Raw genomic sequence first — 23,033 nt, 5'->3', positions numbered from 1 at the left:
GTGAGAGAGTTTTTTGCCTGTGTGATTTTTGCCGGGTTTTTTAGTGCTGCCTATGGATATGGTGAGCATATTAAGACTCTAGAGGCTTCTTTCACACAGCATACCAAAAGTCAAGATAGCGTGCTTGTGTATAGCGGTAAATTGTATATTAAGGCTCCAACCAAGGCAAAATGGGTGTATGAAGCACCGACTAAGAAAGAGCTCTATGTAGATGGTGATAAAGCGACTATTTATGAGCCATTTTTAGATCAAGCCAGTGTTGGTAAAACAAAAATTGATTTTCTCGAGATTTTGCGCAAGGCAAAAAAACAGCACGATGATACATATAGCACAGATTTTGATGGCACGCGATATGTGCTCACTTTAGCCAATAATATTCCTAGCAAACTCACCTTTACCGATGAATTTGATAATGCTGTAGAAATTACACTGCATAATGTATATATAAACCGCACAATTAGCGATGATGTATTTGTATTTGTGCCTCCGGCTGGGACTGATATTATCCGGCAATATTAATATACTCGTAGCACGAATTTACGATAGAGAAAATAAGATCCTGTCAGCCAGACCAATGGCAAGCCAAATATACCATAGAATGGGGCATTTTGACTGAATATGTGCATTGCTATAAAATATCCAGCCACGCTAATTAGTAAATATACATAGCTAAGATTTTTATGGAATCTAGGGTTTGCTATGCCAAATAATGGTATGAGAAAAATACTTGCTATGGGAAATAGTGATGTGATTATGGCTTGGGCAAGACGCCTAGCTTGCGAGCTGCTTCCTTCAAAGGCACTCTTCCAGTATGCCCACAAATCATATGAGCTGAGATTTATTTCATCGATTTTGGTATGCACAAGCATTTGCCCAAAATCTGCTCGTTCTACTTTGTTTGGTTCGGCAAAGTATGCGCTTCCGTTGCGTAGTAGTAGGGTAAATACACCTTCATTATTAGACATTTCACCTTCTTTGGCAGTGATAAATACTTCTTGGGATTCTAGGTTACTAGAGAAGAGCACCAACCCTTCATAGTGTCTATCGTGTGCAGTATCCGCATACACAAGCCAATCGCCCAGTTTTTGCCCAAACTCACCAGCTTTAATATTGATATTTACTTCAGCGCGTTTTTGAGCCATAAAATTGCCATAAGCACTTTTAGAGAGTGGGATCAGCGCGAGAGAGAAAAATAGCAATACAATGCTAGCAAAAATACTAAGCCCAATAAATGGAGCTAGAATCTTGCGCGGTGAAATTCCTAGAGAAAAAAATACAAGCAACTCATAATCAAACGACAATCTTGATAGTCCCAAAACACAGGCACAGAAAAAAGTGATAGGAATGATAAAAAATACACCATTTGGTATGGAATATAAAAAAATCTGTCCTAGATCCCACACATTAAGCTTGATAAATTGTGTAATGGTAGCAAGACCTATGAGCAGCACCACAGAAGCTATAAAGAATAGCACAATAAAAAATGGTAAAAATATCTGCGCAACTGAATGAAAAAGATAGCGTTGTCTCATAGCCATAGTCCCCACAATACCCCCACTCCAAGTCCTCCAATTATATAGGGGATTAGAGGGATTGCAATGTTTGTGTGTTTGGTAAAGATTCTGCTAAAAATACTAACAATACTAGCCAACACACAGCCCCAAAATATGCTAATCACAGTGGTTTCAAAACCAAAAAGCGCACTAAAACTTGCACAAAAGATAATATCCCCTTCCCCAAGAAGCTGTTTTTGCAAGAACATTATCCCTAGAATATATACTAAGCTGATAAGTCCAGCACCCAATAGCAAATCATAAATAGTAGATATATCTATGAAAAAGTTGTCTTGCAAGATGTGTGCGAGTATGATGCTTTTGCTAGCACTTATAAGCAAAAGAGCTAGATTTTGCCAATTTGGCACGGCATAGTAGTAAATATCCCATACGCAAAGAGATAGGCTTAATATCACAATCCCAAGTAGCCAAGGTAGCAAAGTAGAGTCTCCGCTGCTACCAATTATGGCACATATAAATGCGCCAATCCCGCTCCATAGATAGCGCGAAGTGTGCTTGTATTGAGTGGTGTGAGCTTGGTGTGTGGTGTCATTTTGCTCAAGGTGTGGTTTGTGGGGATTGGGGCTAAGTAGCCAAACTCCAGCTGCTCCCACACAAGCCCCCAAGCAGCATTGCATAGCAGAGAAATTTTGTGTAAAAGATGCTTGCCATACATCATCAAGGGTTATAGTAAAAATCTCCATACCTACCTCTAATGCATTGTGCCATCAACAACAGGCACAAACAAACATTCTTCTAAAATCTCTTCGTTGCTTAGAATCCCATTGCGTTTGGTAAAGCGTTTTATGTATTGTTTAGCTTGTTTGGGGGCAGGGCTAGCCCCAGAGAGCGTTAAGATAGTCTGTGTGGTGTTTGGGGCTTGCATAGGGGCTACGAGAATCCCTCCTTCTTCTAGTTGATCGATAATGGCTTGTGGAATCTTGCTTTCTATACAGGCAGAAAATAGGATTCTATCATAAGGTGCATATTCTGCCCAGCCTTGCTGTCCATCACTAAATTTTGTGTGGATATTACTTACACCCATTGCCCGAATGCGTTTTCTTGCTTCTGTGAGCAATGACTCTATGCGCTCAATGCTAAAAACACGGCGAAAGATTTGCGCAAGCACCATAGCTTGATAGCCACTTCCACAGCCAATCTCTAGGACACTATCGCCCGGAGTGAGATACTGCGTCATTTTGGCGACTGTAAGGGGAGATGATACCCATTGTGCCGCTCCCATAGGTAGTGGATCTAGGCTATAGGCTAAATGTTTAGAGAAATCTGGGACAAACATCTCTCTATCGACAGATTCTAGGGCATTGCGCACTTGATCTTGCAGGGGAAATTGCCTGGCAATTTCATTGCACATAAAATGTCCTTTTATCTTATGCATTCCTTTAATCCTACATTGATATACTTGCGCATTTTTTCTACTTCGGCAATGTCGATTTGAGCTTGTATAATCTCTTGGCTATCATCTTGTATAGTCTTGCCATAAGGGCTGATGACAGCACTTGATTTTGCCATATGTAAGCTAGCACTATTGCTAGTGATCACAAAACATTGATTTGCTATAGCAAGCGCACGCGAGAGTGTTTCAAAGTGATCTTTTCGTGCTTGTCCCCATTGCGCTGGGATAAATAAGACATCAACCCCCTGAAGCTTCTGCCATAGATCGACAAATCGCAATTCAAAGCAAATAAGCGCGCCACAATTCATACCATCAAGTCGAAATGGAATAATTTCATTTGCCGAGCCTGATGCAAAATGCAAATGCTCTTCACCAAGCATAAATAGCTTATGTTTAGATTGCTTGTGGATCAATTCGCCCTTGGAAAACACTTTAAGATTGTTGTAAAACTTGTGGTTTTTCTTCTCAATCATTGTGGTGATGATTGTGTGATTGGTGCTTGCATTGAGTAGCTGCTCTGTGGCGTGCTTGCTAAATTCACTTGCCTCATCCATATTTTGATAGCAGAATCCACTTAGCACTAATTCCGGTGTTAGGATAATAGAGCCGCTTTTACTCTTTTGGATTTGTGTAATGACACGCGCGAGATTGTCCTGAAAATTCTGCTTTGTCTTTATTTGTAGCGATATAATGTCTTTAAAAATCATCGAAATCTACTCCACCTTTAGTATAGTTTGTAACCTTGCCTTCAAAGAAATTGGTTCTTTGGTTGTTAAAGCTACTAAAGCTCCTAAACCAATCTAAAGTATTTTTAGTGTTGTAGAGCTTTGGCATACCGACTTTGCTCAGTCGCTCATCTGCTAAGTATTCTAAAAATCCCCGGATACTCTGTGATGATAGCCCGAGTGATTGTCCTTGCGTGATGTATTCCCCCCATTTGGCTTCTACCTCTACCCCAGCCCTAAACATTTCTACAACTTCATCTTGCAGATCTTTTGTAAATAGATCGGGACGCTCTTGCTTGAGTGTGTTGATTAGATTCTGGAATATGAGCAGATGTGTAACTTCATCTCGTTGGATAAAGCGTATCATTTGGGCAGTGTTGAGCATTCTTTCTGTGCGTGCGATAGCATAGAAGTAGCAAAATCCACTATAAAAATAAATACCCTCTAAAATTTGATTGGCAAATAATGCTTTGATGAAGTTTGTCTCTGTAGGGCTTTCTGCTAAGCTTATGTAAATATCAGCAATATAGTCGTTTTTGTTTCGTAGTTGCATATCTTTGCGCCACATATCATAGATTTCATTTGTGTTGTCACTAATAGATTCTACCATAACTGCATAGGACTGGCTATGGAGCGATTCTTCAAATGCCTGTCGTATGAGCAGTAGATTGATCTCGGGGCTTGTGATAAATGGATTGATATTGTCGTTTATGTTGTTTGTTTGCAAGGAATCCATAAAGATAAGCTGGGCTAAAGCCCTATCATAGCCCTGCCTTTCAGCTGCACTAAGCTCTGCGTAATCCTTTTTATCACCATTCATATTCACTTCTTCAGGGAACCAAGTATTAGCGATCATTGTTTTCCAAAGCTTGTAAGCCCATTGATATTTGATCCTTGTTAAATCAAACATCGCTGTGGGATTTCCTCCAAAGATTTTGCGCTCATCTATGGACTCATTGGAGTTTGGGTCATATATTTTTTTATGTGTTAGTAGAGAAATAGGCTTTTTCATCACGCAGCTATCCTTCATCAAAATATCAAGGGCGTTATTATAATCTAAAAAGCTTATAGTCTAAGAAAATCATACTTTACTCAAATATTTTTCTAAATCCCCATTCTTGCGCTATATGCGTGATTTGTGTGCGTGTGAGAGTGATTGAGAGTCTCTCTTGTGCATCTCCTAAATGATCTAAAATCGTGCCATCAGGCATAGTGATAAGACTATCACCATAAAACTCCCATTGCTCATCGCAAACTTCGCAGGTGCCTATGCGATTTACGCGCAAGATAGCACAGCCATTGAGTAGCGAGCGCACTTTGCATAATTCTCTCCACCTGCTAGCAGAATCAAAAGTATTTGCACAAGGCATAATCACAATATCCACACCTTGTGCCTTAAGCTTGCACCAAATTTCATCAAAATGTATTTCAAAGCCAAAAAGCATAGCAATTTTGCATCCACCTAGCGTAAAAATACTTGGCGTTTTGATAGTTTTAGGCTGTGGATTGCCAAAATATGCGGCTTCGTTCCAATATTCATAAGCGATAAGTCGCTGCTGGGTGTAGTAAATATGCTTTGTGGATTCTGGGTTGATATAAACTAGTTGCTTACATAGAGTGTTTTTGACTTTAGTAATGATGGGAGCGACAAAGTGGATATGATGCTTTTGTGCCAGAGCTTCAAGTGAGATTATCTGTGCTGTGGAGTGTGCGAGAATCTCATCTTGACTTTGCTTGCATAATGCAGTGAAAAATGGATTAAGGGTGTATTCTGGGAGGACTACTAGCGCATCTTTTGGCAATTTATGGCAAAAGAGTGCTAAACGAGAATCATTTATGCTAAGAGTATCTTGCTGATAAAGCTCTATACGCATTAGTGTGTCTCTGCTGGATTTATACTAGAATCTAGTGATTTTATCTCTTCATACTCTAGCTTGGCTTTTTCTAAAAGATCTTGAGCATTTTTCAGCTCCTGCATTCCTTGCTTATAAAGTGTCAAGCTATCCTTTAGGCTTAGGTCTTGCGTATTGAGTTGCTGTAAAATGTCTTTGATTTGCTTGATTTTGTCTTCGAAATTTTCCAAGTAGTTCTCCTTATATCATTCAAAAAATTTGAAAATAAATACCGCTAGAATCACTATTGGCGCGATATAGCGAATGATAAAATACCACACTGAAAATGCAATGGGACTAAGAAAGTCGCGCGTAAATTCTCTTAGCGTATCTTTTTTGATGATATAGCCAAGGAAAATAATCGAAGCAAGCGCACTAAGAGGCATAATGATTTTGGCTGTTAGATAATCAAGCCAGAAAAATGCCGGGTTATCCAGCTGTATAAGGGTATTGAGCCAGAAGAATATGCTGTGCTTATCTGTTGTGATAAGCAGTGGGGTTTGTAGATGCTGTATGTGGTATGAGCTAAAAGAGTGGATAGCAAAAAGCCCTAGCACAAATACCACCACACTTACCCAAAAGCTCGCTTTAGCTCGCGATACACCGCATCTTTGCGTGAGATAAAACACACTTGGCTCTAGGAGCGAGATTGTAGAAGTGATCCCTGCAAAGAGCAATGCCCCTAAAAATGCCAAGCATAGAATCTGCCCAACTGCACCAAACTCCGAAAAGATAAGTGGCAATGAGATAAATACTAGATTTATTCCTCTATCCCCATCATTGCCTAGCGAGCCATCATAGCCGAAGTAAAAAGTAAAAATGATAAGCCCTGCCACAAGCGAGATGATAATGCCAGGGACCACTACCCACAACGCTGAAGTAAGGAGATTTTGCTTCTCTTGGGTTAAGGCAGCATAGGTGATAATTGTCCCAACACCAAGTGAGAGTGAGAAAAACATCTGTGCTAGGGCTTCCATAAAGACATTAGAATTGATGTCCTCATACTTAAAGTCAAACAAAAAATGCACCGCTTGCATAAACGATGGCTGAAAAGCCGCATAAATAAGCAGTCCAATAAAGATGATAAACAGCAGTGGCATAAGCACGAGATTAAGCTTTTCAATCCCCTTTTTAATCCCAAGAGAGACGATGAGTGCGGTGATAAAAAGACAGGCAAAAAGCCCTAAGACTTGACACCAAATCCTTTCACTCATAAGCTCATTAAACGCCCATTTGGATAAAAACATATTGCTAGGGAGATTAAAGCTTATAGCCACGAAGTAGTAGAGGATCCAGCCCAAAATCACAGCATAAAAAGACAAGATAAGCGGACCGCCGATGATCGCTATCCCAGCAAGTCGCCACGGCTTTTTAGGGCTTGGATCAAGTGTCTCAAAGCAGCCCACTACATCTTTTTTGCCACGATTACCAATCACCATATCTGTGATAAGCAAGCTTACGCCAATCACTAGGGCAAGCACCAAAAATAGCAGCACAAATGCCCCGCCACCCATCTGCCCCGCCATATAGGGGAATCGCCAAATATGCCCAAGCCCGATCGAGCTACCAAGTGTCGCTAGAATAAAGCCGAATTTAGAAAATGTATTCATACTTGCCTACTCACTTATAATCGTGCCAATCCACGCAGCGATAATCACAAGTGGGACAACATAGCGGATAATGAAAAACCACACCACAAACCCCATTTCTCCCAAGAATCCTTGCGCCATTTCCTTGACTCTATCTTTGCCAATCACATAACCCACAAAAATCATACTAATGAGTGCGCCAAGAGGCATAATGAAATTTGAGCTAGCACTATCAAACCACACGAAAAGCTGCTTGCCTGCTAAGCTTAAAGTCTGTGAATAATCACTATTGAGTGAGAAAAGCAACACAAGCCCCACCGCATAAATCGCTCCTACAATCGTCCAAGTAACAACCTTGCGGTTTCTATTGTATCGCTGCACAAAATACATTACACTTGGTTCAAGGAGCGAGATCGTAGAAGTAATCCCAGCAAATGCTAACCCTATGAAAAAGAGTATCGCGACAATCGTCCCGCTTAGCCCCATTTTGCTAAAGGCAATGGGCAGAGCTTTGAATACAAGTCCGGTGCCTTGGGTTACTGCCACTTCATATTCATAGACAAAAGTAAAAATCATCACACCAGCAATAAGCGAGATGATAATCCCACATATCACGACATATAGCGCACTCTCAAGGAGATTTTGCCTAGAATCTGTAGAAGCGGCATAGGTGATGATGATCCCAATGCCAAGCGAAAGCGAGAAGCACATCTGCCCCATAGCAGCGATAATCACTTCAAAGGTAATATCTTCATACTTAAAGTCAAACAAAAAATGCACCGCTTGCATAAATGATGGCTGAAAAGCCGCATAAATAAGCAGTCCAATAAAGATGATAAAAAGTAGCGGCATAAGCACGAGATTGAGCTTTTCAATCCCATCTTTAATGCCAAGCGAGACGATAAGTCCCGTTAGCCCAAGCACCGCGCTAAAGCCCAGGAGTTGATAGAAAGAATGCGAGGTCAAAAGAGCCCCAAAGACTCTATCAGCCTGCTCGGCATTATCTGGCAGATCGATACTTACACCCACGAGATAATACACCACCCAGCCTAGCACCACTGCATAAAAAGATAGGATAACAGGACCACCAATAAGTGTGAGCCCAGCAAAACGCCAAGGTTTTTTAGGGCTTGGATCTAGCTCGATAAACGCATCAGCAGTGTTTTTTTGCGTTTTATTGCCCATAAGCATTTCACCCACAAGCATTGCCACCCCGATAAAAAGTGTCATCACCAAAAATAGCAGCACAAATGCCCCGCCACCCATCTGCCCCGCCATATAGGGGAATCGCCAAATATGCCCAAGCCCAATCGAGCTACCAAGTGTCGCCATAATAAAGCCAAATTTAGAAAAGCTACCCATTGTCAAACCTTAAATAATAATAAAGCAGACATTATAACTAATCAGGCTTAAAACTTATTGAGCGTGGCAAAGTGGATTCTAAGGGGCTTGGCATAGATTCTAAGCTAGAATCCACTTTTTCATCATTATGCATTGCGAGTGTTATTTCCGTGTGGTAATCCATAGTTTCATTCCTAGAATCCACTTTTGGCGATTTTTCAAAAGTGGATTCTAGTTAAGAGAGTGGATTGCCACGCAAGCACTACCGCGCTCGCCCTCAATGACAAAAACAGCCGAGAGTAAAAAAGTGGATTCTAGGAATGCAGCCTAGAGCATATCTAGCACAGCTTGCGCGTGTCCTTTTGCTTTGACATTATAGAGTGCGTGCAAAATCTTGCCACTTTTGATGATGAAAGTCGAGCGTATGATCCCCATCACCTCCTTGCCATACATCATTTTCTTGCCATACGCACCATAGGCACTCGCCACAGCTTTGTCCTTATCACTTAGGAGAATGTGCTTGAGATCTTGCTTGGTGATAAAGCCTTGGTGGCATTTGGGCGAATCTGGGCTAATGCCTATCACCACCGCATTTTTGGCAAAAAATTGCGGCAGCAGCTGGCTAAAATCTTGCGCCTCTATGGTGCAGCCGGGTGTATTGTCCTTGGGGTAAAAGTAGAGGATAATGGTCTTTTGTGCAAAATCTTTGAGCGAGATTTCTACGCCTTGGGCATCAGGGAGCTTGAAATCTGGTGCGATGTCATTGGCTTGTAGTTGCATAGTTGATCCTTTGATAGTGATTTAAGACATTGTAATGCACGCTAGCTTAACCCTAGCCTATGATATTGACTTCTTGCGCGCCATTGTAGAGTGCGACATAGCGCGTGAGAAACTGCTCTCTAGCACTGAAGTAGGGGTTTTTCTTCATAGGTGGTGTTGATGGATGGGGCTTTGTGGCTTGGGTAGAATCTTTAGCGTAAGATTCTGTGAAGATATACAGAGTTTGGGCGGCTGCCATTTTTTCCACTTCGCTCATTCCTTCACTTGCGCGCAAAAACACCTGATACTCTTTGTCGCTCATTTTTTCTAAAATCTCTAGCCCAAAGGTCTCTCTTTGTGTAGGGGTGTCTGCTTGCGTGGATTCTAGGGGGGCTTTGGGTGGCAGGGTCTTTGATACCGGGGCTGGCTCTTTGGTAGTCTGTGTGCTACTGCTTTCTTGTGGGGTGGTGTCTAGGTCTTTTGTCGTATGCAGCAAAGAGGAGAGAGAAGTAGTAGAGAGTCCATAGTCAATACGCACGCGCCAGCTCCAAATCCAAATATCGCACAAAGTGAAGCAAAAATCGCTCCAATATCTCAAAGCTGGATTTATAGGGGCGGTAGGATATAGAGCGGCTCACACGGCAGGCAAAATCGCTGCTTTGGCAGTATCTGTGGTGCGAGAAATGGCTGTCTCTCTCTGGGGGTGGGACAGAGGGTGTGTGTGATATGGGCTTGGGCTATGGCGAGATTTGTGGCTTTTGTGTTTGGCTCAAAAGTGGATTCTAGGATATAGGGGATTTGCGAGCAGTTTTGCAAGGTAAAATACTTTTTCCCAAAGGCGGGGATATGGGAGTCCAAACATAAAGAGAAGCTATCTGTGGCATACAAGGGGATAGATTCTACAATCGCCCAGCTCTGCAAGAAAATATGCGTAAGTTTAAGCGCACTAAGATTGCCCGGACCGCTAGCATAGTAAATGCCCCCCACGCGCACGCTTGATTCTTGCAGGTGCTGATACATTAGCGGCAAGGCACGCGAAGGCTTCTCATCGATATGAAAGGATTCTAGCAGCCTATCATCATCATAAAGCGCGTAATGCAAGGGAGAGTTGATACATACGACTAGGAGATTATAGGCGTGCATTTAGCTAATTGCCACTGCCTTTTCAAACTCTAGCACCTTTTGGCTCTCGCTTGCAGTAACGATCTCATACGCGCCTTCTTCTTGCAAGAGCTTTTGGGTGAGCAGAGAGTTTAGCTTATGACTTCCGGCAAAGGAGATATAGCTCCCAAGTAGCGGGATCCCCAAAATCGCCATATCCCCAATAGCGTCTAAAATCTTATGCCGCACAAACTCCTCTGGATAGCGCAAGCCCTCTTTATTCATAATGCCTGCTTCATCAAGCACGATACAATTATTGAGATTCCCGCCTTTTGCTAGCCCGATAGAGCGCAGATAATTTACTTCTTGCAAAAAGCCAAATGTCCTAGCCTTGGCTATTTCATCGATATAAGAAAGCTTAGAGAAAGTAAAGGTGTATTGCTGCTCTTTGATAGCTGGGTGCTTGAAATCGATAGAAAAATCAAATATGGTCTTTTGGCTTGGCTCTAGGCGGACAAATTTATCGCCATCGCGCACTTCTATGGGCTTTTTTATCTCAATAAGCTTGCGTGGCACATCAAACTCCACAATGCCCGCTTCATCAAGCAGCAGACAATGCGCGATCGAGCTGCCATCCATTATGGGGACTTCTTCATTATCAATGCTAATTTTTAGATTATCAATCCCATAGGCATAAATCGCCGACATCAAATGCTCTATCGTAGAGACTTTTGCTTCGCCTTTGCCAATCACCGTTGCCATAGTCGTATCGATAATGGATTCTGGCACAAGCGGAATGCTCACGCCCAAATCACTGCGGTAAAACACTATCCCACTATCAGCCTCCAAAGGCTCTAAAACAAGTGTAACAGGCACGCCCTTGTGCAAGCCTATACCTGTTAGCTCGACTCTTTTTGTAATCGTCCTTTGCTTCATACTATCTCCTTGACCGCTATTGTATCGCTATTTTTGATAATGATTTTTAAATGGCTATTGGCATTGATTTTAGCCACAATAGCCTCTGGCAAGATAGAATCGCAAAAGACAATATGCCCAGAAGTAAGATTGCGCACGATGAAAAACCCCCCATCTACGCGCAATACCCCAGCACAATCCCCAAAAATCACGACACTTTGCTTGGCATAAATATTTGCCCCGTGCGCAATATCGCCTAAAATAATTGCATTATCATCAAGTGTCATTTCTTCGCCACTGCGGATTTTATGGATTAGTGTGTGGCTTTGCTTTTGTGGAGAAGATTGCGAGGTCTTGGCTTCTTCAATCTTTGCTTCTTGTTTGGGTGGCGTGGAATTTAGGGCTTGTATAGATTCTGGGCTAGGCTTGCTAGGTAGAGTGCCTATGGTGTATAAAAGCCCATAAGATTGGCATAGCTCCTGCATACTTGTATCAATAGGGGCGGAAAAATGCAAAATAAAGCTTTGCAAAAGAGTGGCATTTTTCTTGATAAATGCGCTCCATTCTTGGTGATCACCATCTGTGAAGCTTAGAATCTGTGCGCGGTGTTGTCGTGTTTTCATCATTGGGCTTGGTTGATTAGGAGTTTGGCTTGTGCCAAAATATCAGTGATATTATGCTTGATCCAGCGAGAGTCCAGCCACTCTACATTGCGCACGCTAAGTCCTTGCACAAGCATACCAAAGTGCAAATGATCGCCAAACGCCCAGCCACTCTCGCCTGTAAGCCCAGCCACATCGCCAGCAAGCACTTCTTGCTCATTGCTTACAAGAAAGTCTGATAAATGCGCATATAAACTTGCCACGCCAAATCCGTGGTCAATCATAATTGTATTGCCATACACGCCTAGCTTTTGCCCTAAGATCACGCGCCCATTATTGGCGATAATGATTCTGTCATTTTTCACACTTGCAATATCAAGCCCTAGGTGGAGAGATTGGCTGGTCTTGCCCTGCGCATTGACATAGGTGCGCTTATCGCCAAAGCGACCCACCACGCTATAGCCTTTTAGTGGGATAAATGGACCCCACTCAATTGGGAAGTTTGTGTTTTGCGCATCTTGCAAGCAGGCTTGATAGGCACTCTCAGCAATGATTGCTTCATCTTTCAAGCGCACCTGTTCGTTGATATAGACAAACTTCTCAAAATCATCGTGCAGCTCATCAAGCTCTGGCTCATAGCGGATAGCCTTTATCTCGCTAATTAGCCCATCCATCTTGTCGCGCAAGAATTGCTCTTGCAGTTTTAGTGTGGAGGCTTGATAGCGCGGGGAAGTGTCTTTGATGAAAGGGATAGTGATACTTCTAGCATTTAGGGCTGTATCAGATACTTGGATTCTACCGCTGAAGTTTTGATTGCTTAGGGGCCAAGCAAGAATCACAGCGTAGTAGCCTTGCGCGACAAAGGGAAAAGGCACAAATGTATCTTTGCCATTAGTGATTGTGATGCTTTTAATATCCACGCTTTCAACATGGAATACCACAAGTGCGCTGCCACCATAGCTAATGCGCGGTGAGTGCGCTAGAATCGTAATAACAGGCTGCTTGGTGTTGATAGTAAAATCTAGGTGCTTAACCAATGTCTCACCGCTAAAAAAGTTCGCATTGCTCCAGTCCGTGATAGCTACTTCATAGTGTAGCTTTGTGTTATCGGGCAAATCGATCTCGGGGCGCGGTAGCCAGATCCTAAGCTTTTCTGGGCGATTTGTAACGACTTCTTCTTGCTCTAGCACGACAACTCCATCGCCTGTGGTAGCTCTAATCTTGTAGGATTTGATTTTGCTCTGGCTCTCTACTTCTAGGGAGATTCTACGCTCTGGATTCCACGCAGAATTGTCATCGATGGGGATTTGCTCTGTGGGATTTAAATGCAAAAATGTCTGCACAGCAATGGGCGTGCTTTTAAACAAATCAAGCGTATAGAGAAAATAGCCAAAAAGCCCTAGTGCTATGACAACTAAAATCCGCAAAAGCCCCGAGCTACTACTCATCAAAGCACCTCTCTTGGATCAGCGATTTTACCCATAATAGCAGAGTAAGCCACCACGGCGGAGTTTGCCAAAAATACTTGTGAGCTCCTAGAGCCCATACGACCGATGAAGTTGCGATTAGTGGTAGAGATACATCGCTCATCATCGCCCAAAATCCCCATATATCCCCCAAGGCACGCGCCACAAGTGGGATTAGAGATAAGCGCACCAGAATCTAGCAAAATATCAATGTAGCCTAGCTCTTGGGCTTGGCGATAAATCTTCTGCGTGCCGGGTGTAACGATAAGCCGCACATCTGGGTGAATTTGCTTACCTTTAAGAATCTCTGCGGCGATTTTAAGATCGCTCAATCGCCCATTGGTGCAGCTACCAATAAAGGCTTGATCGATAGCTAGATTTTCGCCACTTGCGTGGGAAATAGGCTTGCCATTGCTCGGGAGAAAGGGGTAGGCGACAAGTGGCTCTAGGGCTGATACATCGATATGCAGGATTTGTGTGTAGCGGGCATTAGAGTCGCTAAAGTGGATTCTAGGCGCAGAGCGCAAAGAGCCATTTACTGCCTCTCTCTCTGCCAAGTAGGCTTTGGTGATAGAATCTGGAGCGATAATGCCATTTTTCGCGCCGGCTTCTATCGCCATATTGCAGAGTGAAAAGCGATCATCCATACCCAAAGATCCTATCGCGCTACCGCAAAACTCTAGGCTTTTATACAGCGCGCCATCAACGCCAAGCTGCCGTATCACTTCTAGAATCAAATCCTTGCCATACACGCCTTTAGGGAGTGTGCCATCAAAGACCACTTGTATGGATTCTGGGATTTTGAACCAATTTTTGCCCGTGATCATTGCATAGGCTAAATCTGTGCTACCCATACCTGTGCTAAATGCCCCAAGCGCGCCGTGTGTGCAGGTGTGAGAATCTGCACCGATGATCACATCACCACTCACTACTAAGCCCTTTTCCGGCAGCAGCGCGTGCTCAATCCCCATATCGCGCTCATCAAAGAAATATTTTAGCTTGTGCTTTTTGGCAAAGTCTCGACTAATGCGCGCTTGATTGGCAGAGGCAATATCTTTTGCCGGGATAAAGTGGTCCATAACAATGCAAAAATTATCCGCTCTAGCAAGTGTGCTTGCCCCACTTTTTTCAAACGCCTTGATAGAAAGCGGCGTGGTGATGTCATTGCCAATGACCATATCAATAGGAGATTCTACAATCTGCCCTGCATAAACTTCTGTGCCACAATGCTCTGAAAAAATTTTTTCTACTATCGTTTGCCCCATACCCATATAAGCACCCCTAAAAATATGAGAATCCACACTTGTGTAATCCGCCAAGATACACGCAAAACAAAGCGTGCATTATACATTACTTTGCCCTTATTTGCGCGTGTTTTTGGAAATTTCGTTATAATGCGTGATTTTAGGAGTAGGTATGCAGCTAGATTCTAGGATTTTTGTCGCTGGGCATAGAGGGCTTGTGGGGAGTGCTATTGTGCGTGAGTTGCAAGCGCAAGGATATACACAGATCATCACGCGCAGCAGAGATGAGCTAGATTTGCGCGATATGGCTGCGGTGGAAAAATTCTTTGCCACTAATCGCCCAGAATATGTCGTGCTTGCTGCAGCTAAAGTCGGTGGTATTTATGCCAATAATACTTATCGAGCAGATTTTTTATACGAGAATTTAGCTATCCAAAATGCGGTGATCTACAATGCCTATAAACACGGCGTAAAAAAGCTCCTATTTCTAGGTAGCTCTTGTATCTACCCCAAGTTTGCCCCACAGCCAATCCTAGAATCCGCTCTTTTAACCAGCGAGCTTGAATACACCAATGAGCCTTATGCCATCGCTAAAATCGCTGGGATCAAGCTATGTGAGAGCTTTAGCCTGCAGTATGGCTGTAATTTTGTGAGTGCTATGCCGACAAATCTCTATGGCGAGCAAGATAATTTTGACCTAGAGACCTCGCATGTCTTCCCAGCTCTCTTGCGCAAAATGCATTTAGCCAAGCTATTGCGTGCGGGCGATATGGATTCTGTGGTGGCAGATATTACAAAGCGCAAGCCCAAAAACCCTGCCTTGCAAGCCCTTAGCCCTGAAAAGCTCCTAGAGCATTATGGCATTAGCAAAGATAGCGTGCAAGTATGGGGCAGCGGGCAGGTGAGACGAGAGTTTTTATACGCACAAGATATGGCGCAAGCGTGTGTGTTTATGCTGCAAAACATTGATTTTGCTCATTTGGTGGATTCTAGCCTAGAATCCACTTTTCACACCACACCCCAACAAAGCCCCCAAGTGCGCAATACGCATATCAATATCGGCTATGGCAGTGATGTAAGCATACAGGAGCTAGCAGAGTCTATACGCGAGATTGTGGGCTTTAGTGGTGAGCTTGTGTTTGATACATCAAAGCCTGATGGCACTCCTAGAAAGCTTATGGATTCTAGCAAGATACACGCCCTTGGCTGGAAGCCTAGCGTGAGCTTAGAAGAAGGCATAGCGCGTGTGTATAGGCATTATACGAGCGATTTTAAGGCGTTTTAAGGCGTTTTACACCACAATTGCTCCCACAATCAGCGCATAATCTCAACACAAAGGAAGTTTAATGGAAGCGTTTTCAAGTATGCTTATGGAATATTATCAATGGCTAAAGGCAGTGCATATTATGAGTATTATCGCGTGGATGGCAGGGCTATTTTATCTCCCTAGGCTATTTGTCTATCATAGTCAAAATAGAGATTCTAGGGAGTTTGTGCGGATCATCAAGCTGCAAGAATACCGCCTTTTTGCCTACATTATGCGCCCAGCAATGCTTGCTAGCGTGATCACAGGCTCAATGCTTATTATCGCAAATACAGCGATTTTCAAAAGTGGAATGTGGATTCACATCAAGCTCACGCTTGTGGCTTTGCTGCTGATTTTTCACATCGCTTGTGGGATATTTGCTAGCAAAATGCAAAGAGAGTCCTGCGAGCTTAGTCCGCGATTTTTCCGCGTGTTTAATGAAGTCCCAACACTGCTGATGATTGGTATCGTGCTATGCGCGGTGCTGAAATTTTAGACTTTTTCAAAACTGGATTCTAAGGAGCAAGTATGGCAAAGCTATGGGGAGGGCGGTTTGAGCTAGATTCTAGCGCGCTGCTAGATGTCTTTAATGCCTCTATCACATTTGATCAAAAGCTATGGCGATATGATATTCTAGGCTCTAAAACCCACGCTAGAATGCTTGGGCGCATAGGGGTTTTGGACTCTAGTGAAGTGGCACTTATAGAATCTGGGCTAGAGAAAATCGCCAGCGAGATTGAGCAAGGGAGCTTTAGATTCTCCCTAGAGCAAGAAGACATACATATGGCGATAGAATCTGCCTTGATAGAGCATATAGGCGATGTGGGCAAAAAGCTCCACACCGCTAGATCGCGCAACGATCAAGTAGCACTTGATTGTAGAATGTATGTGCTAGATCACTCTGTGCTAATTGCCAACAAGCTCCTAACGCTTATCCAAGCACTCCTTGCCATAGCACGCAAGCACACGCACACGCTAATGCCGGGTATGACACATTTGCAGCACGCCCAGCCTATCAACTTAGGATTCCACCTAGTGGCGTGGTGTGAGAGCCTTAGGCGCGATGTAGAGCGGCTAGAGTCCTTACACAAGCGCAATAACCTTATGCCCCTAGGCTCTGGCGCGCTTGCTGGCACGCCGTATAACAACGATAGAGAGTGGGTAAGCAAGCAGCTAGGGTTTGCCGCACCCACGCTCAATGCTATGGACTCTGTGAGTGATAGGGATTTCGCGCTGGATTTGCTCTATGCTCTTGCTATGCTTGGTATGCACATTTCACGCATAGCAGAAGAGCTTGTGCTATGGAGTAGCGCGGAGTTTGGCTTCCTCCGTTTAAGTGATGAATACAGCACCGGCAGCTCCATAATGCCGCAGAAAAAAAACCCCGATGTCCCAGAGCTTTTGCGCGGGAAAAGTGGGCGATTATATGGGAATCTAATGCGCTTGCTTGTGGTGATGAAATCCCTCCCCCTAGCCTACAACAAAGACACACAAGAAGATAAAGAAGCGATATTTGATAGTGTGGAGAGCGCGCTCATTAGCCTAGAGATTTTACAAGCAGTGTGTGAAAGTGCTAGCTTTGACAAAAAGGCTATGCTTAAAGCGTGTCAAAGGGGGCATTTGAGTGCGACAGACTTGGCGGACTTTTTAGTGCGTGAATGTGGCGTGCCCTTTAGAGAAGCGCACCATATCACCGGGCGCATAGTCGCCTATGCAGAATCACAGGGCTGTGATTTAAGCGAGCTTAGTGGAAGTGAGCTTGCAAGAGAGCTTTCAAAGCTTGCCCCCAAGCTAGAATCCTTGTTTGCAAAGAGTGGTGTTGCTGCAAGGCTCACACTGCTTGCTTCTATGCAGGCACGCACGAGCCTTGGCGGCACGGCGTCTAAGGCTACAAGCAAGCAGATTGCCGCGCTTAATGCGTGGGTGAAAAAAGCGCGTAAAAGGCTGCCAAAGCTAAAGATTGAAGCAAAGGTTGAGAATGAATAGCCAAGCCCACAATACGCAAACAAAAGACCAGCACACCAAGCAAGAAGCCCAAAGGACGCAGAGATCGATTATCGCGATGTTTGATGATATTGCTAAGGATTATGATAAGACTAATAGAATCCTAAGTCTAGGCATTGATATTTCTTGGCGCAAAGATGCGGTTAAAAGAGCCTACAAAGCACGCAATGCTAAGGATATAGAGCGCATTGTCGATGTGGCGTGTGGCAGTGGGGATATGATAAAGCATTGGCATAGCTACGCGCTAGAATCCAATATCGTGGTGGGTGAGATGATTGGCATAGACCCATCGCAAGAAATGCTAAAAATCGCGCAGAAGAAGCTGCAAGCTATTGGCGGAAGTTTTGCAAAAGTGGATTCTAGCTCTAGAATCCTAGAAGATAGCCAAGCTAAGCTAGAATCCAAGAAGCTAGATTCTAAGATAAGCCTACACTTAGGAGAGGCAAAAGATCTAAGCACCCTACAATCCCAAAGTGTGGATATACTCTCTATCTCTTATGGCTTGCGCAATGTCTTAGAATACAAGCAGGCATTGCGCGAGTTTGCACGCGTGCTAAAGCCCGGTGGCATAGTGGTGGTGCTAGATTTTTTTAAAAACTCTAGCCCAAGCTTGATAGATCGCATTATTGGCATCTATACCAAGCATATTCTGCCCTGCATTGGCTACCTCATCTCGCGCAATTATGCTGCTTATAAATATCTCCCAGATTCTATGGAGAGCTTTATCACCCCAGATGAGCTAGCCCTAGCGTTTAAAGAAGCTAACTTGCAGCCTTTAGAGATTAAGTCCTACTCCGCGGGGATTTCTCATCTCGTGCTGGGGCAAAAACCCTGTGATAAAGTGGATAAAAGCTAGAATCTATGATACAAGTCATACACGCGCTTCTTACACATTTTATCCCTTGGGTGTTTGTGCCAGCACTGCTGATAACCATTGGCTTTTGTGCGATACTTATCATAAATCTCAATAAATACCCCAACCCAAGCCTGCCTAGGTCATTGCTTTTCTTTGTGCTAATCAGTCTTACAACGATAAGCCTTATGGTCGTTATGGCGCAGTTTTACCCACTAATAGCTGAGTATAAAGAGATTAGCGATAGTGTTTTTGATAGCCTTGCAATGCGCATTGAAATGCTAGCACAAGACAATATGGGCTTTGCGCTATGGCTGCTTATATGGGGCGGATCGATGGTATATGGTGGGCTGCTTTGCGTGGTCTTGCTTTGTGCTTGCTTGCTGTTTTTCGCTACGCGTTTGTATCTCAAAAGAAAGCCCAAAGAGCTAGGATTTGCCGCGCATAAAGATTTAGCATTAGGGAAAGTGTTGTGGCTTAATATGCTGTTTATCGTGGTGTTTGTGCTGTTTTTTATGCTGTGCTTTTGCGTGTTTGAGCTGATATTTTGGCTAGCAATGCCGGCTATCTTTGATGAGCCTGATAGCTTTAGCTTTCTCACAGATAATATTCGCAAGCAAATGGGCTGGTTTATATACAGCCTAAGCTTAAGTGCTGGCATATTACTTGTGATTTTTGGGAGCTTTGCGGTGAAATCTCTACTGCTTAGTCGCCATAGCATAGATAGACTTGCCAAAACCCTAAAAGCCATAGAAATCACCCCTAAGAAATACAAAAATCACCGCAAATACGCACGGCTGCTTAATGTCGTAGAAGAAATCGCCATCGCTAGTGCTATGCCTATGCCGCGCGTGTTTGTTATGCGAGAAGAGCAAGGGATCAATGCAATGTGTAGTGGCGAGAGATTTGGCAAGAGCGATGAGCGATTCGCGCTATTTTTCACGCAAGGCGCGCTTGATACACTCTCACGCGAAGAGCTCTCTGGCGTGGTGGGGCACGAGTTCTCCCACGCATTCCACCAAGATGTCGCGCTAAATCTGCGGATATTTAGCTTGATTTTTGGCTTTATGAGTATTAGCTTTATCGGCGAGATTCTTATGCGCTCTATTGCGCACCGCACGGGAGCTGCTGGGAAAAGGGACTCTAAAGGCGAAGCAGTCATCGCGCTATTTGCCTTTAGCTTTTATGCTTTGGGGCTTCTTGGCACACTTTGTGCAAGCCTTATCCAAGCGGCAATTTCACGGCAGAAAGAATTTCTAGCCGATGCCACAAGCGTGCAATACACACACAACCCAAATGCGATTCTGCGCGCACTACAAACAATAGCACAAGAAGAGTCGCCAAAAGAGTCGCAAGAGTGCAAGCTAGCAAAAGACACGCAAGGATTTTTAGACAACAAGCTAGCCAAGCCCTGTGCGCATATGTTTTTCTTACAGGGGTTTAAAGGTGCATTTGCCACGCACCCTCCCATACATAAGCGCATAGAGACACTGCAAGCTATGGCTAGAATCTAGTATTGTAAAAGTGCGCTTTGTGGATAGGGGTGTAGGCTTAAGCTTTGAAAGTGGTTTGGCTATTGCTTGCCCAAAACCAGCACAGATTCTATTAGATCATCAATATCGCCATCTAGCACGCCATCAGTATCGCTTGTAGCGTAATTGCTTCGCAAGTCCTTTACCTGCTGGTAAGGGGCTAGGACATAGCTTCTTATTTGATGTCCCCAGCCTATCTCGCTTTTTTCTATGTTGGCTACGCCTTCACTTTGTTTCAACCGCTCTAGCTCATAGAGTTTGCTCTGCAGCATTTTCATAGCTGTTGCCTTATTTTTGTGCTGACTTCTATCATTTTGACACTGCACGACAAGCCCCGTTGGAAAATGCGTTATGCGGATAGCAGATTCTGTCTTATTCACATGTTGACCGCCCGCACCACTGGCACGATAGGTATCAATGCGAATGTCTTTATCCAAAATCTCTATATCTATGTTTTCACTTAGCTCGGGGCTTACCTGCACACTCGCAAAGCTTGTATGCCGCTTGGCATTGGCATCAAAGGGGGAGATTCTAACTAGCCTATGCACGCCATTTTCGCTTTTAGCATAGCCATAGGCATTCTCACCTTTGATGATAAATGCCGCTCCCTTAATGCCTGCCTCTTCACCATCTTGATAATCTAGCAGCTCCACCTTAAAGCCCCGCCGCTCACCCCAACGCAAATACATACGATACAGCATAGAAGCCCAGTCTTGGGACTCCGTCCCACCGGCTCCGGGCTGAACGGTAATAATGGCATTTGATGAGTCGTGCTCCCCACTTAGCATAACTTGAATTTCTACCTTTTGTATATGGCTTTGCAAAGATTCTGCGCTCTCAAACAACAGCTCCAAAGTGCTAGAATCCCCATCACTCTGTGCTATCTCAAATAGCTCTTTTGCGTCATCTAGCTCGGCTTTCATCTCTGCATAAGTGTGTAAAATCCGCTCACATTTTCGCTTTTCCTTTGTGATTTCCCCTGCTTTTTTTGCGTCATTCCAAAACTCTTGGTGCGATTCTAGCTTATCAATCTCATCTAGTCGCTTTTGTAATAAATCTGGGTTTAGAATCTTTGCTATATTTTGCGCTTTATTGTGCAGAGTTTTTAACAACTCGCCATATTCATAAGAATCCATTTTCTGCCTTTGTTTCAAATCTAGGATTCTAGCACAGAATCCACTTTTACGACTTGAAGCTTACAGCGTAAAGCTCCACGCCACGATAATATTTATCACCATACCTAAAAGTAAAAGCGGCAAGGTGCGTTTGATAATCGCCAAAGGCTCTAGCTTTGCAAATCCAGCTAATGCCAAAATCCCACCAGCAATAGGTGAAGCTGCCCTACCAAGACAAGAAGCTATCTCAAGGGGTAAAACTAAAATGATAGGCTTAATGCCTAGCTTTGGAGCGAGATTTGCCGCGATATTGCCAATAGCACTAAATGCCGCTATCCCACTTCCCATAATGATTGTAATCCCAAAGACAAGAAAGCTTAGCACGATAATGCAAAGCAGCACCGCGATATTCCCCATACTTGCTAGATACCCTACAATGACTTCAAGTCCGCCTAGAGCCTTTATCCCTTCAGCAAACACGCTTGCAGCGATGATGATACTCACCACAGAGACAAAAATCTCCGCCATTGCCTTTAGCACCACGATAATATCTTCACTCACCCTTTTGCCATCTCTATGACGGATAAACTCAATCAAAAAGCATAAGGAAATGGCAATAAAATTCGCACTCACTACATCAAGCTTGATCCCTGCAAAATATGTCCCAAACAGCAACACGATAGGTAACCACGGCAACAAAATATAAAAAAGCGGACATTGCGGGTTGGTAATTTCTGCAACCTCCACATTTTCAGCCTCTAATTTTGCCTTATCTCTTTTATCCACATACGCATAATACAGCGGTATCACAAGAGCGATGATAACAACATACGCCACAACACTCCATATTTGGTAATGCAAAAATAATCCCACAACATTATCAGGATCTCCTACCATTTTTGCCATATTGATTGAATTACCATCTTTTGGACCATAATCAAGGGTGATGAGTGAAAGCACAGAAACCGCTGTGATAGGACGGATCCCAAGGGCGATAAGCACAGGATAAATACTTGCTAACAGCAATAAGATAAGTCCAGCATAGCTTGAGATGACAATCTTTAGCATCATACCCACCACAAAAGTCCCACTTAGGATAAGGTATTTATTTTTGATTTTGCTAAGTGGAGCATTTGCCACAAAGGCGAGCTTTGAAGAGGCGTTAATATGCTTCATATACGCAGCAAACCCAGCCACAGACATAATGATAAGCCCAACTTCTGAAAGTGTTTTTGCAAAAGTGGCTGATAGGAACTTATACACATCTAAAAACACGCCTTGAGATGGAGTATTGTTGGGCAGCGGCACTTCCGCACCATAGAGAAAAAACGCCCCACACAACACAACTATGCCAGAAAATAGCAAGACAAAAATAGGATTATATGCTTTTAATACATAATACCCCGTGCCAACTACGACTAAGAGTGTTAAGACTATTGATAATATATCCATTCTTTACTCCTTTTTAACTTGTTATCCCACGCTTAAAGCACAGAGAAAAGTCCCGCGGAAGTATTTTTAGACAATTTCAAGGGCTGTGAAGCTTTGTGTGCGAGAAGTTTATTGAGATATAAATGACAAAGCACAAAAAGCAAACTCCCTTGAAAGTGTCAAAAAGACAA

Annotated in this window: 25 protein-coding genes; 6 read left to right on the top strand and 19 right to left on the bottom strand. The window is 43.6% G+C overall.

The annotated features are described in order from the left end of the window. Positions 1 to 519: a LolA-like outer membrane lipoprotein chaperone gene (lolA, locus tag NYG90_RS05575; protein WP_285256756.1), complete on the top strand. Its 519-nt coding sequence runs from the start codon at positions 1 to 3 to the stop codon at positions 517 to 519. Here the strand turns inward: lolA and NYG90_RS05570 are convergent. The 17 genes from NYG90_RS05570 to NYG90_RS05490 all read right to left on the bottom strand — a co-directional run bounded on the left by NYG90_RS05570 (position 516) and on the right by NYG90_RS05490 (position 14,622). Beyond that, the gene (locus tag NYG90_RS05570; RefSeq protein ID WP_181814201.1) at positions 516 to 1,532 is read right to left on the bottom strand and encodes an LptF/LptG family permease; all 1,017 of its coding nucleotides are present in this window, start codon (positions 1,530 to 1,532) and stop codon (positions 516 to 518) included. The two genes, lolA and NYG90_RS05570, sit on opposite strands and share 4 nt — an antisense overlap. After that, on the bottom strand, positions 1,529 to 2,257 hold the full coding sequence (locus NYG90_RS05565; protein ID WP_285256757.1) for a prepilin peptidase: 729 nt from the start codon (positions 2,255 to 2,257) through the stop codon (positions 1,529 to 1,531). The genes NYG90_RS05570 and NYG90_RS05565 overlap by 4 nt, the downstream gene beginning before the upstream one ends. Before the next feature lie 8 nt (positions 2,258 to 2,265). Beyond that, a complete protein-coding gene (pcm, locus tag NYG90_RS05560) occupies positions 2,266 to 2,949 on the bottom strand; it encodes a protein-L-isoaspartate O-methyltransferase (protein WP_285256758.1) in 684 nt (227 codons plus the stop codon). Further along, on the bottom strand, positions 2,937 to 3,674 hold the full coding sequence (locus NYG90_RS05555) for a nitrilase-related carbon-nitrogen hydrolase (RefSeq protein WP_115011515.1): 738 nt from the start codon (positions 3,672 to 3,674) through the stop codon (positions 2,937 to 2,939). The genes pcm and NYG90_RS05555 overlap by 13 nt, the downstream gene beginning before the upstream one ends. After that, a complete protein-coding gene (locus tag NYG90_RS05550) occupies positions 3,664 to 4,704 on the bottom strand; it encodes a ribonucleotide-diphosphate reductase subunit beta (protein ID WP_115011516.1) in 1,041 nt (346 codons plus the stop codon). The genes NYG90_RS05555 and NYG90_RS05550 overlap by 11 nt, the downstream gene beginning before the upstream one ends. 76 nt (positions 4,705 to 4,780) lie before the next feature. Beyond that, complete coding sequence (locus NYG90_RS05545) at positions 4,781 to 5,566, bottom strand: carbon-nitrogen hydrolase family protein (protein WP_115011517.1); 786 nt, start codon at positions 5,564 to 5,566, stop codon at positions 4,781 to 4,783. Further along, positions 5,566 to 5,775: an exodeoxyribonuclease VII small subunit gene (gene xseB / locus NYG90_RS05540; protein WP_115011518.1), complete on the bottom strand. Its 210-nt coding sequence runs from the start codon at positions 5,773 to 5,775 to the stop codon at positions 5,566 to 5,568. The genes NYG90_RS05545 and xseB overlap by 1 nt, the downstream gene beginning before the upstream one ends. A gap of 15 nt (positions 5,776 to 5,790) precedes the next feature. Beyond that, on the bottom strand, positions 5,791 to 7,194 hold the full coding sequence (locus NYG90_RS05535) for a sodium-dependent transporter (protein WP_115011519.1): 1,404 nt from the start codon (positions 7,192 to 7,194) through the stop codon (positions 5,791 to 5,793). 6 nt (positions 7,195 to 7,200) lie between these two features. Then, positions 7,201 to 8,535, bottom strand: a complete 1,335-nt coding sequence (locus NYG90_RS05530) for a sodium-dependent transporter (RefSeq protein ID WP_285256759.1) — start codon at positions 8,533 to 8,535, stop codon at positions 7,201 to 7,203. 37 nt (positions 8,536 to 8,572) lie between these two features. Then, positions 8,573 to 8,698: a hypothetical protein gene (locus NYG90_RS05525; RefSeq protein WP_285256760.1), complete on the bottom strand. Its 126-nt coding sequence runs from the start codon at positions 8,696 to 8,698 to the stop codon at positions 8,573 to 8,575. A 143-nt stretch (positions 8,699 to 8,841) separates the two neighbouring features. Next, on the bottom strand, positions 8,842 to 9,294 hold the full coding sequence (locus NYG90_RS05520) for a peroxiredoxin (protein ID WP_115011521.1): 453 nt from the start codon (positions 9,292 to 9,294) through the stop codon (positions 8,842 to 8,844). A gap of 52 nt (positions 9,295 to 9,346) precedes the next feature. Then, positions 9,347 to 9,871, bottom strand: coding sequence for an HP1233 family protein (locus NYG90_RS05515; RefSeq protein WP_285264818.1), 525 nt, complete (start codon positions 9,869 to 9,871; stop codon positions 9,347 to 9,349). Positions 9,872 to 9,879: 8 nt separating this feature from the next. Further along, positions 9,880 to 10,416, bottom strand: coding sequence for a hypothetical protein (locus tag NYG90_RS05510; protein WP_285256763.1), 537 nt, complete (start codon positions 10,414 to 10,416; stop codon positions 9,880 to 9,882). After that, a complete protein-coding gene (gene lpxC, locus NYG90_RS05505; protein WP_115011524.1) occupies positions 10,417 to 11,310 on the bottom strand; it encodes a UDP-3-O-acyl-N-acetylglucosamine deacetylase in 894 nt (297 codons plus the stop codon). It lies immediately after the preceding gene. Next, a complete protein-coding gene (locus NYG90_RS05500; protein ID WP_285256764.1) occupies positions 11,307 to 11,912 on the bottom strand; it encodes a septum site-determining protein MinC in 606 nt (201 codons plus the stop codon). The genes lpxC and NYG90_RS05500 overlap by 4 nt, the downstream gene beginning before the upstream one ends. Continuing rightward, the gene (locus NYG90_RS05495) at positions 11,912 to 13,339 is read right to left on the bottom strand and encodes a M23 family metallopeptidase (RefSeq protein WP_285256765.1); all 1,428 of its coding nucleotides are present in this window, start codon (positions 13,337 to 13,339) and stop codon (positions 11,912 to 11,914) included. The genes NYG90_RS05500 and NYG90_RS05495 overlap by 1 nt, the downstream gene beginning before the upstream one ends. After that, complete coding sequence (locus NYG90_RS05490; protein ID WP_285264836.1) at positions 13,339 to 14,622, bottom strand: 3-isopropylmalate dehydratase large subunit; 1,284 nt, start codon at positions 14,620 to 14,622, stop codon at positions 13,339 to 13,341. The genes NYG90_RS05495 and NYG90_RS05490 overlap by 1 nt, the downstream gene beginning before the upstream one ends. 151 nt (positions 14,623 to 14,773) lie before the next feature. Between NYG90_RS05490 and NYG90_RS05485 the strand changes: the two genes are divergently transcribed. The 5 genes from NYG90_RS05485 to NYG90_RS05465 all read left to right on the top strand — a co-directional run bounded on the left by NYG90_RS05485 (position 14,774) and on the right by NYG90_RS05465 (position 20,278). Next, positions 14,774 to 15,886, top strand: a complete 1,113-nt coding sequence (locus tag NYG90_RS05485; RefSeq protein WP_115011527.1) for a GDP-L-fucose synthase family protein — start codon at positions 14,774 to 14,776, stop codon at positions 15,884 to 15,886. A gap of 61 nt (positions 15,887 to 15,947) precedes the next feature. Further along, positions 15,948 to 16,403, top strand: a complete 456-nt coding sequence (gene hemJ / locus NYG90_RS05480) for a protoporphyrinogen oxidase HemJ (RefSeq protein WP_285264817.1) — start codon at positions 15,948 to 15,950, stop codon at positions 16,401 to 16,403. 32 nt (positions 16,404 to 16,435) lie between these two features. After that, positions 16,436 to 17,893, top strand: a complete 1,458-nt coding sequence (argH, locus tag NYG90_RS05475) for an argininosuccinate lyase (protein ID WP_285264816.1) — start codon at positions 16,436 to 16,438, stop codon at positions 17,891 to 17,893. Further along, the gene (locus NYG90_RS05470; protein WP_285256768.1) at positions 17,886 to 18,767 is read left to right on the top strand and encodes a class I SAM-dependent methyltransferase; all 882 of its coding nucleotides are present in this window, start codon (positions 17,886 to 17,888) and stop codon (positions 18,765 to 18,767) included. The genes argH and NYG90_RS05470 overlap by 8 nt, the downstream gene beginning before the upstream one ends. Before the next feature lie 5 nt (positions 18,768 to 18,772). Continuing rightward, positions 18,773 to 20,278: a M48 family metalloprotease gene (locus tag NYG90_RS05465; RefSeq protein WP_285264815.1), complete on the top strand. Its 1,506-nt coding sequence runs from the start codon at positions 18,773 to 18,775 to the stop codon at positions 20,276 to 20,278. Positions 20,279 to 20,337: 59 nt separating this feature from the next. Here NYG90_RS05465 and prfB read toward each other — a convergent pair whose 3' ends face one another. Together prfB and dcuC are read right to left on the bottom strand one after the other, a co-directional pair. Continuing rightward, entirely contained in the window at positions 20,338 to 21,432 is a 1,095-nt protein-coding gene (gene prfB, locus NYG90_RS05460; RefSeq protein WP_285256770.1) for a peptide chain release factor 2, read from the bottom strand. A gap of 60 nt (positions 21,433 to 21,492) precedes the next feature. Beyond that, complete coding sequence (gene dcuC, locus NYG90_RS05455; RefSeq protein WP_285264814.1) at positions 21,493 to 22,863, bottom strand: C4-dicarboxylate transporter DcuC; 1,371 nt, start codon at positions 22,861 to 22,863, stop codon at positions 21,493 to 21,495. Between the last annotated feature and the right edge of the window lie 170 nt (positions 22,864 to 23,033).

Origin of the sequence: Helicobacter zhangjianzhongii (genome assembly GCF_030249855.1) — a bacterium.
GTDB lineage: Bacteria > Campylobacterota > Campylobacteria > Campylobacterales > Helicobacteraceae > Helicobacter_B > Helicobacter_B zhangjianzhongii.
This window is presented reverse-complemented; position numbering and strand designations above follow the sequence as displayed.

Coding starts and splice junctions, on each gene's coding strand:
- NYG90_RS05570 (WP_181814201.1), bottom strand. CDS start 1,532: ATGAGACAACGCTATCTTTTTCATTCAGTTGCGCAGATATTTTTACCA.
- NYG90_RS05565 (WP_285256757.1), bottom strand. CDS start 2,257: ATGGAGATTTTTACTATAACCCTTGATGATGTATGGCAAGCATCTTTT.
- pcm (WP_285256758.1), bottom strand. CDS start 2,949: ATGCATAAGATAAAAGGACATTTTATGTGCAATGAAATTGCCAGGCAA.
- NYG90_RS05555 (WP_115011515.1), bottom strand. CDS start 3,674: ATGATTTTTAAAGACATTATATCGCTACAAATAAAGACAAAGCAGAAT.
- NYG90_RS05550 (WP_115011516.1), bottom strand. CDS start 4,704: ATGAAAAAGCCTATTTCTCTACTAACACATAAAAAAATATATGACCCA.
- NYG90_RS05545 (WP_115011517.1), bottom strand. CDS start 5,566: ATGCGTATAGAGCTTTATCAGCAAGATACTCTTAGCATAAATGATTCT.
- NYG90_RS05535 (WP_115011519.1), bottom strand. CDS start 7,194: ATGAATACATTTTCTAAATTCGGCTTTATTCTAGCGACACTTGGTAGC.
- NYG90_RS05530 (WP_285256759.1), bottom strand. CDS start 8,535: ATGGGTAGCTTTTCTAAATTTGGCTTTATTATGGCGACACTTGGTAGC.
- NYG90_RS05525 (WP_285256760.1), bottom strand. CDS start 8,698: ATGGATTACCACACGGAAATAACACTCGCAATGCATAATGATGAAAAA.
- NYG90_RS05520 (WP_115011521.1), bottom strand. CDS start 9,294: ATGCAACTACAAGCCAATGACATCGCACCAGATTTCAAGCTCCCTGAT.
- NYG90_RS05510 (WP_285256763.1), bottom strand. CDS start 10,416: ATGCACGCCTATAATCTCCTAGTCGTATGTATCAACTCTCCCTTGCAT.
- lpxC (WP_115011524.1), bottom strand. CDS start 11,310: ATGAAGCAAAGGACGATTACAAAAAGAGTCGAGCTAACAGGTATAGGC.
- NYG90_RS05500 (WP_285256764.1), bottom strand. CDS start 11,912: ATGAAAACACGACAACACCGCGCACAGATTCTAAGCTTCACAGATGGT.
- NYG90_RS05495 (WP_285256765.1), bottom strand. CDS start 13,339: ATGAGTAGTAGCTCGGGGCTTTTGCGGATTTTAGTTGTCATAGCACTA.
- NYG90_RS05490 (WP_285264836.1), bottom strand. CDS start 14,622: ATGGGGCAAACGATAGTAGAAAAAATTTTTTCAGAGCATTGTGGCACA.
- NYG90_RS05485 (WP_115011527.1), top strand. CDS start 14,774: ATGCAGCTAGATTCTAGGATTTTTGTCGCTGGGCATAGAGGGCTTGTG.
- hemJ (WP_285264817.1), top strand. CDS start 15,948: ATGGAAGCGTTTTCAAGTATGCTTATGGAATATTATCAATGGCTAAAG.
- argH (WP_285264816.1), top strand. CDS start 16,436: ATGGCAAAGCTATGGGGAGGGCGGTTTGAGCTAGATTCTAGCGCGCTG.
- NYG90_RS05470 (WP_285256768.1), top strand. CDS start 17,886: ATGAATAGCCAAGCCCACAATACGCAAACAAAAGACCAGCACACCAAG.
- NYG90_RS05465 (WP_285264815.1), top strand. CDS start 18,773: ATGATACAAGTCATACACGCGCTTCTTACACATTTTATCCCTTGGGTG.
- prfB (WP_285256770.1), bottom strand. CDS start 21,432: ATGGATTCTTATGAATATGGCGAGTTGTTAAAAACTCTGCACAATAAA.
- dcuC (WP_285264814.1), bottom strand. CDS start 22,863: ATGGATATATTATCAATAGTCTTAACACTCTTAGTCGTAGTTGGCACG.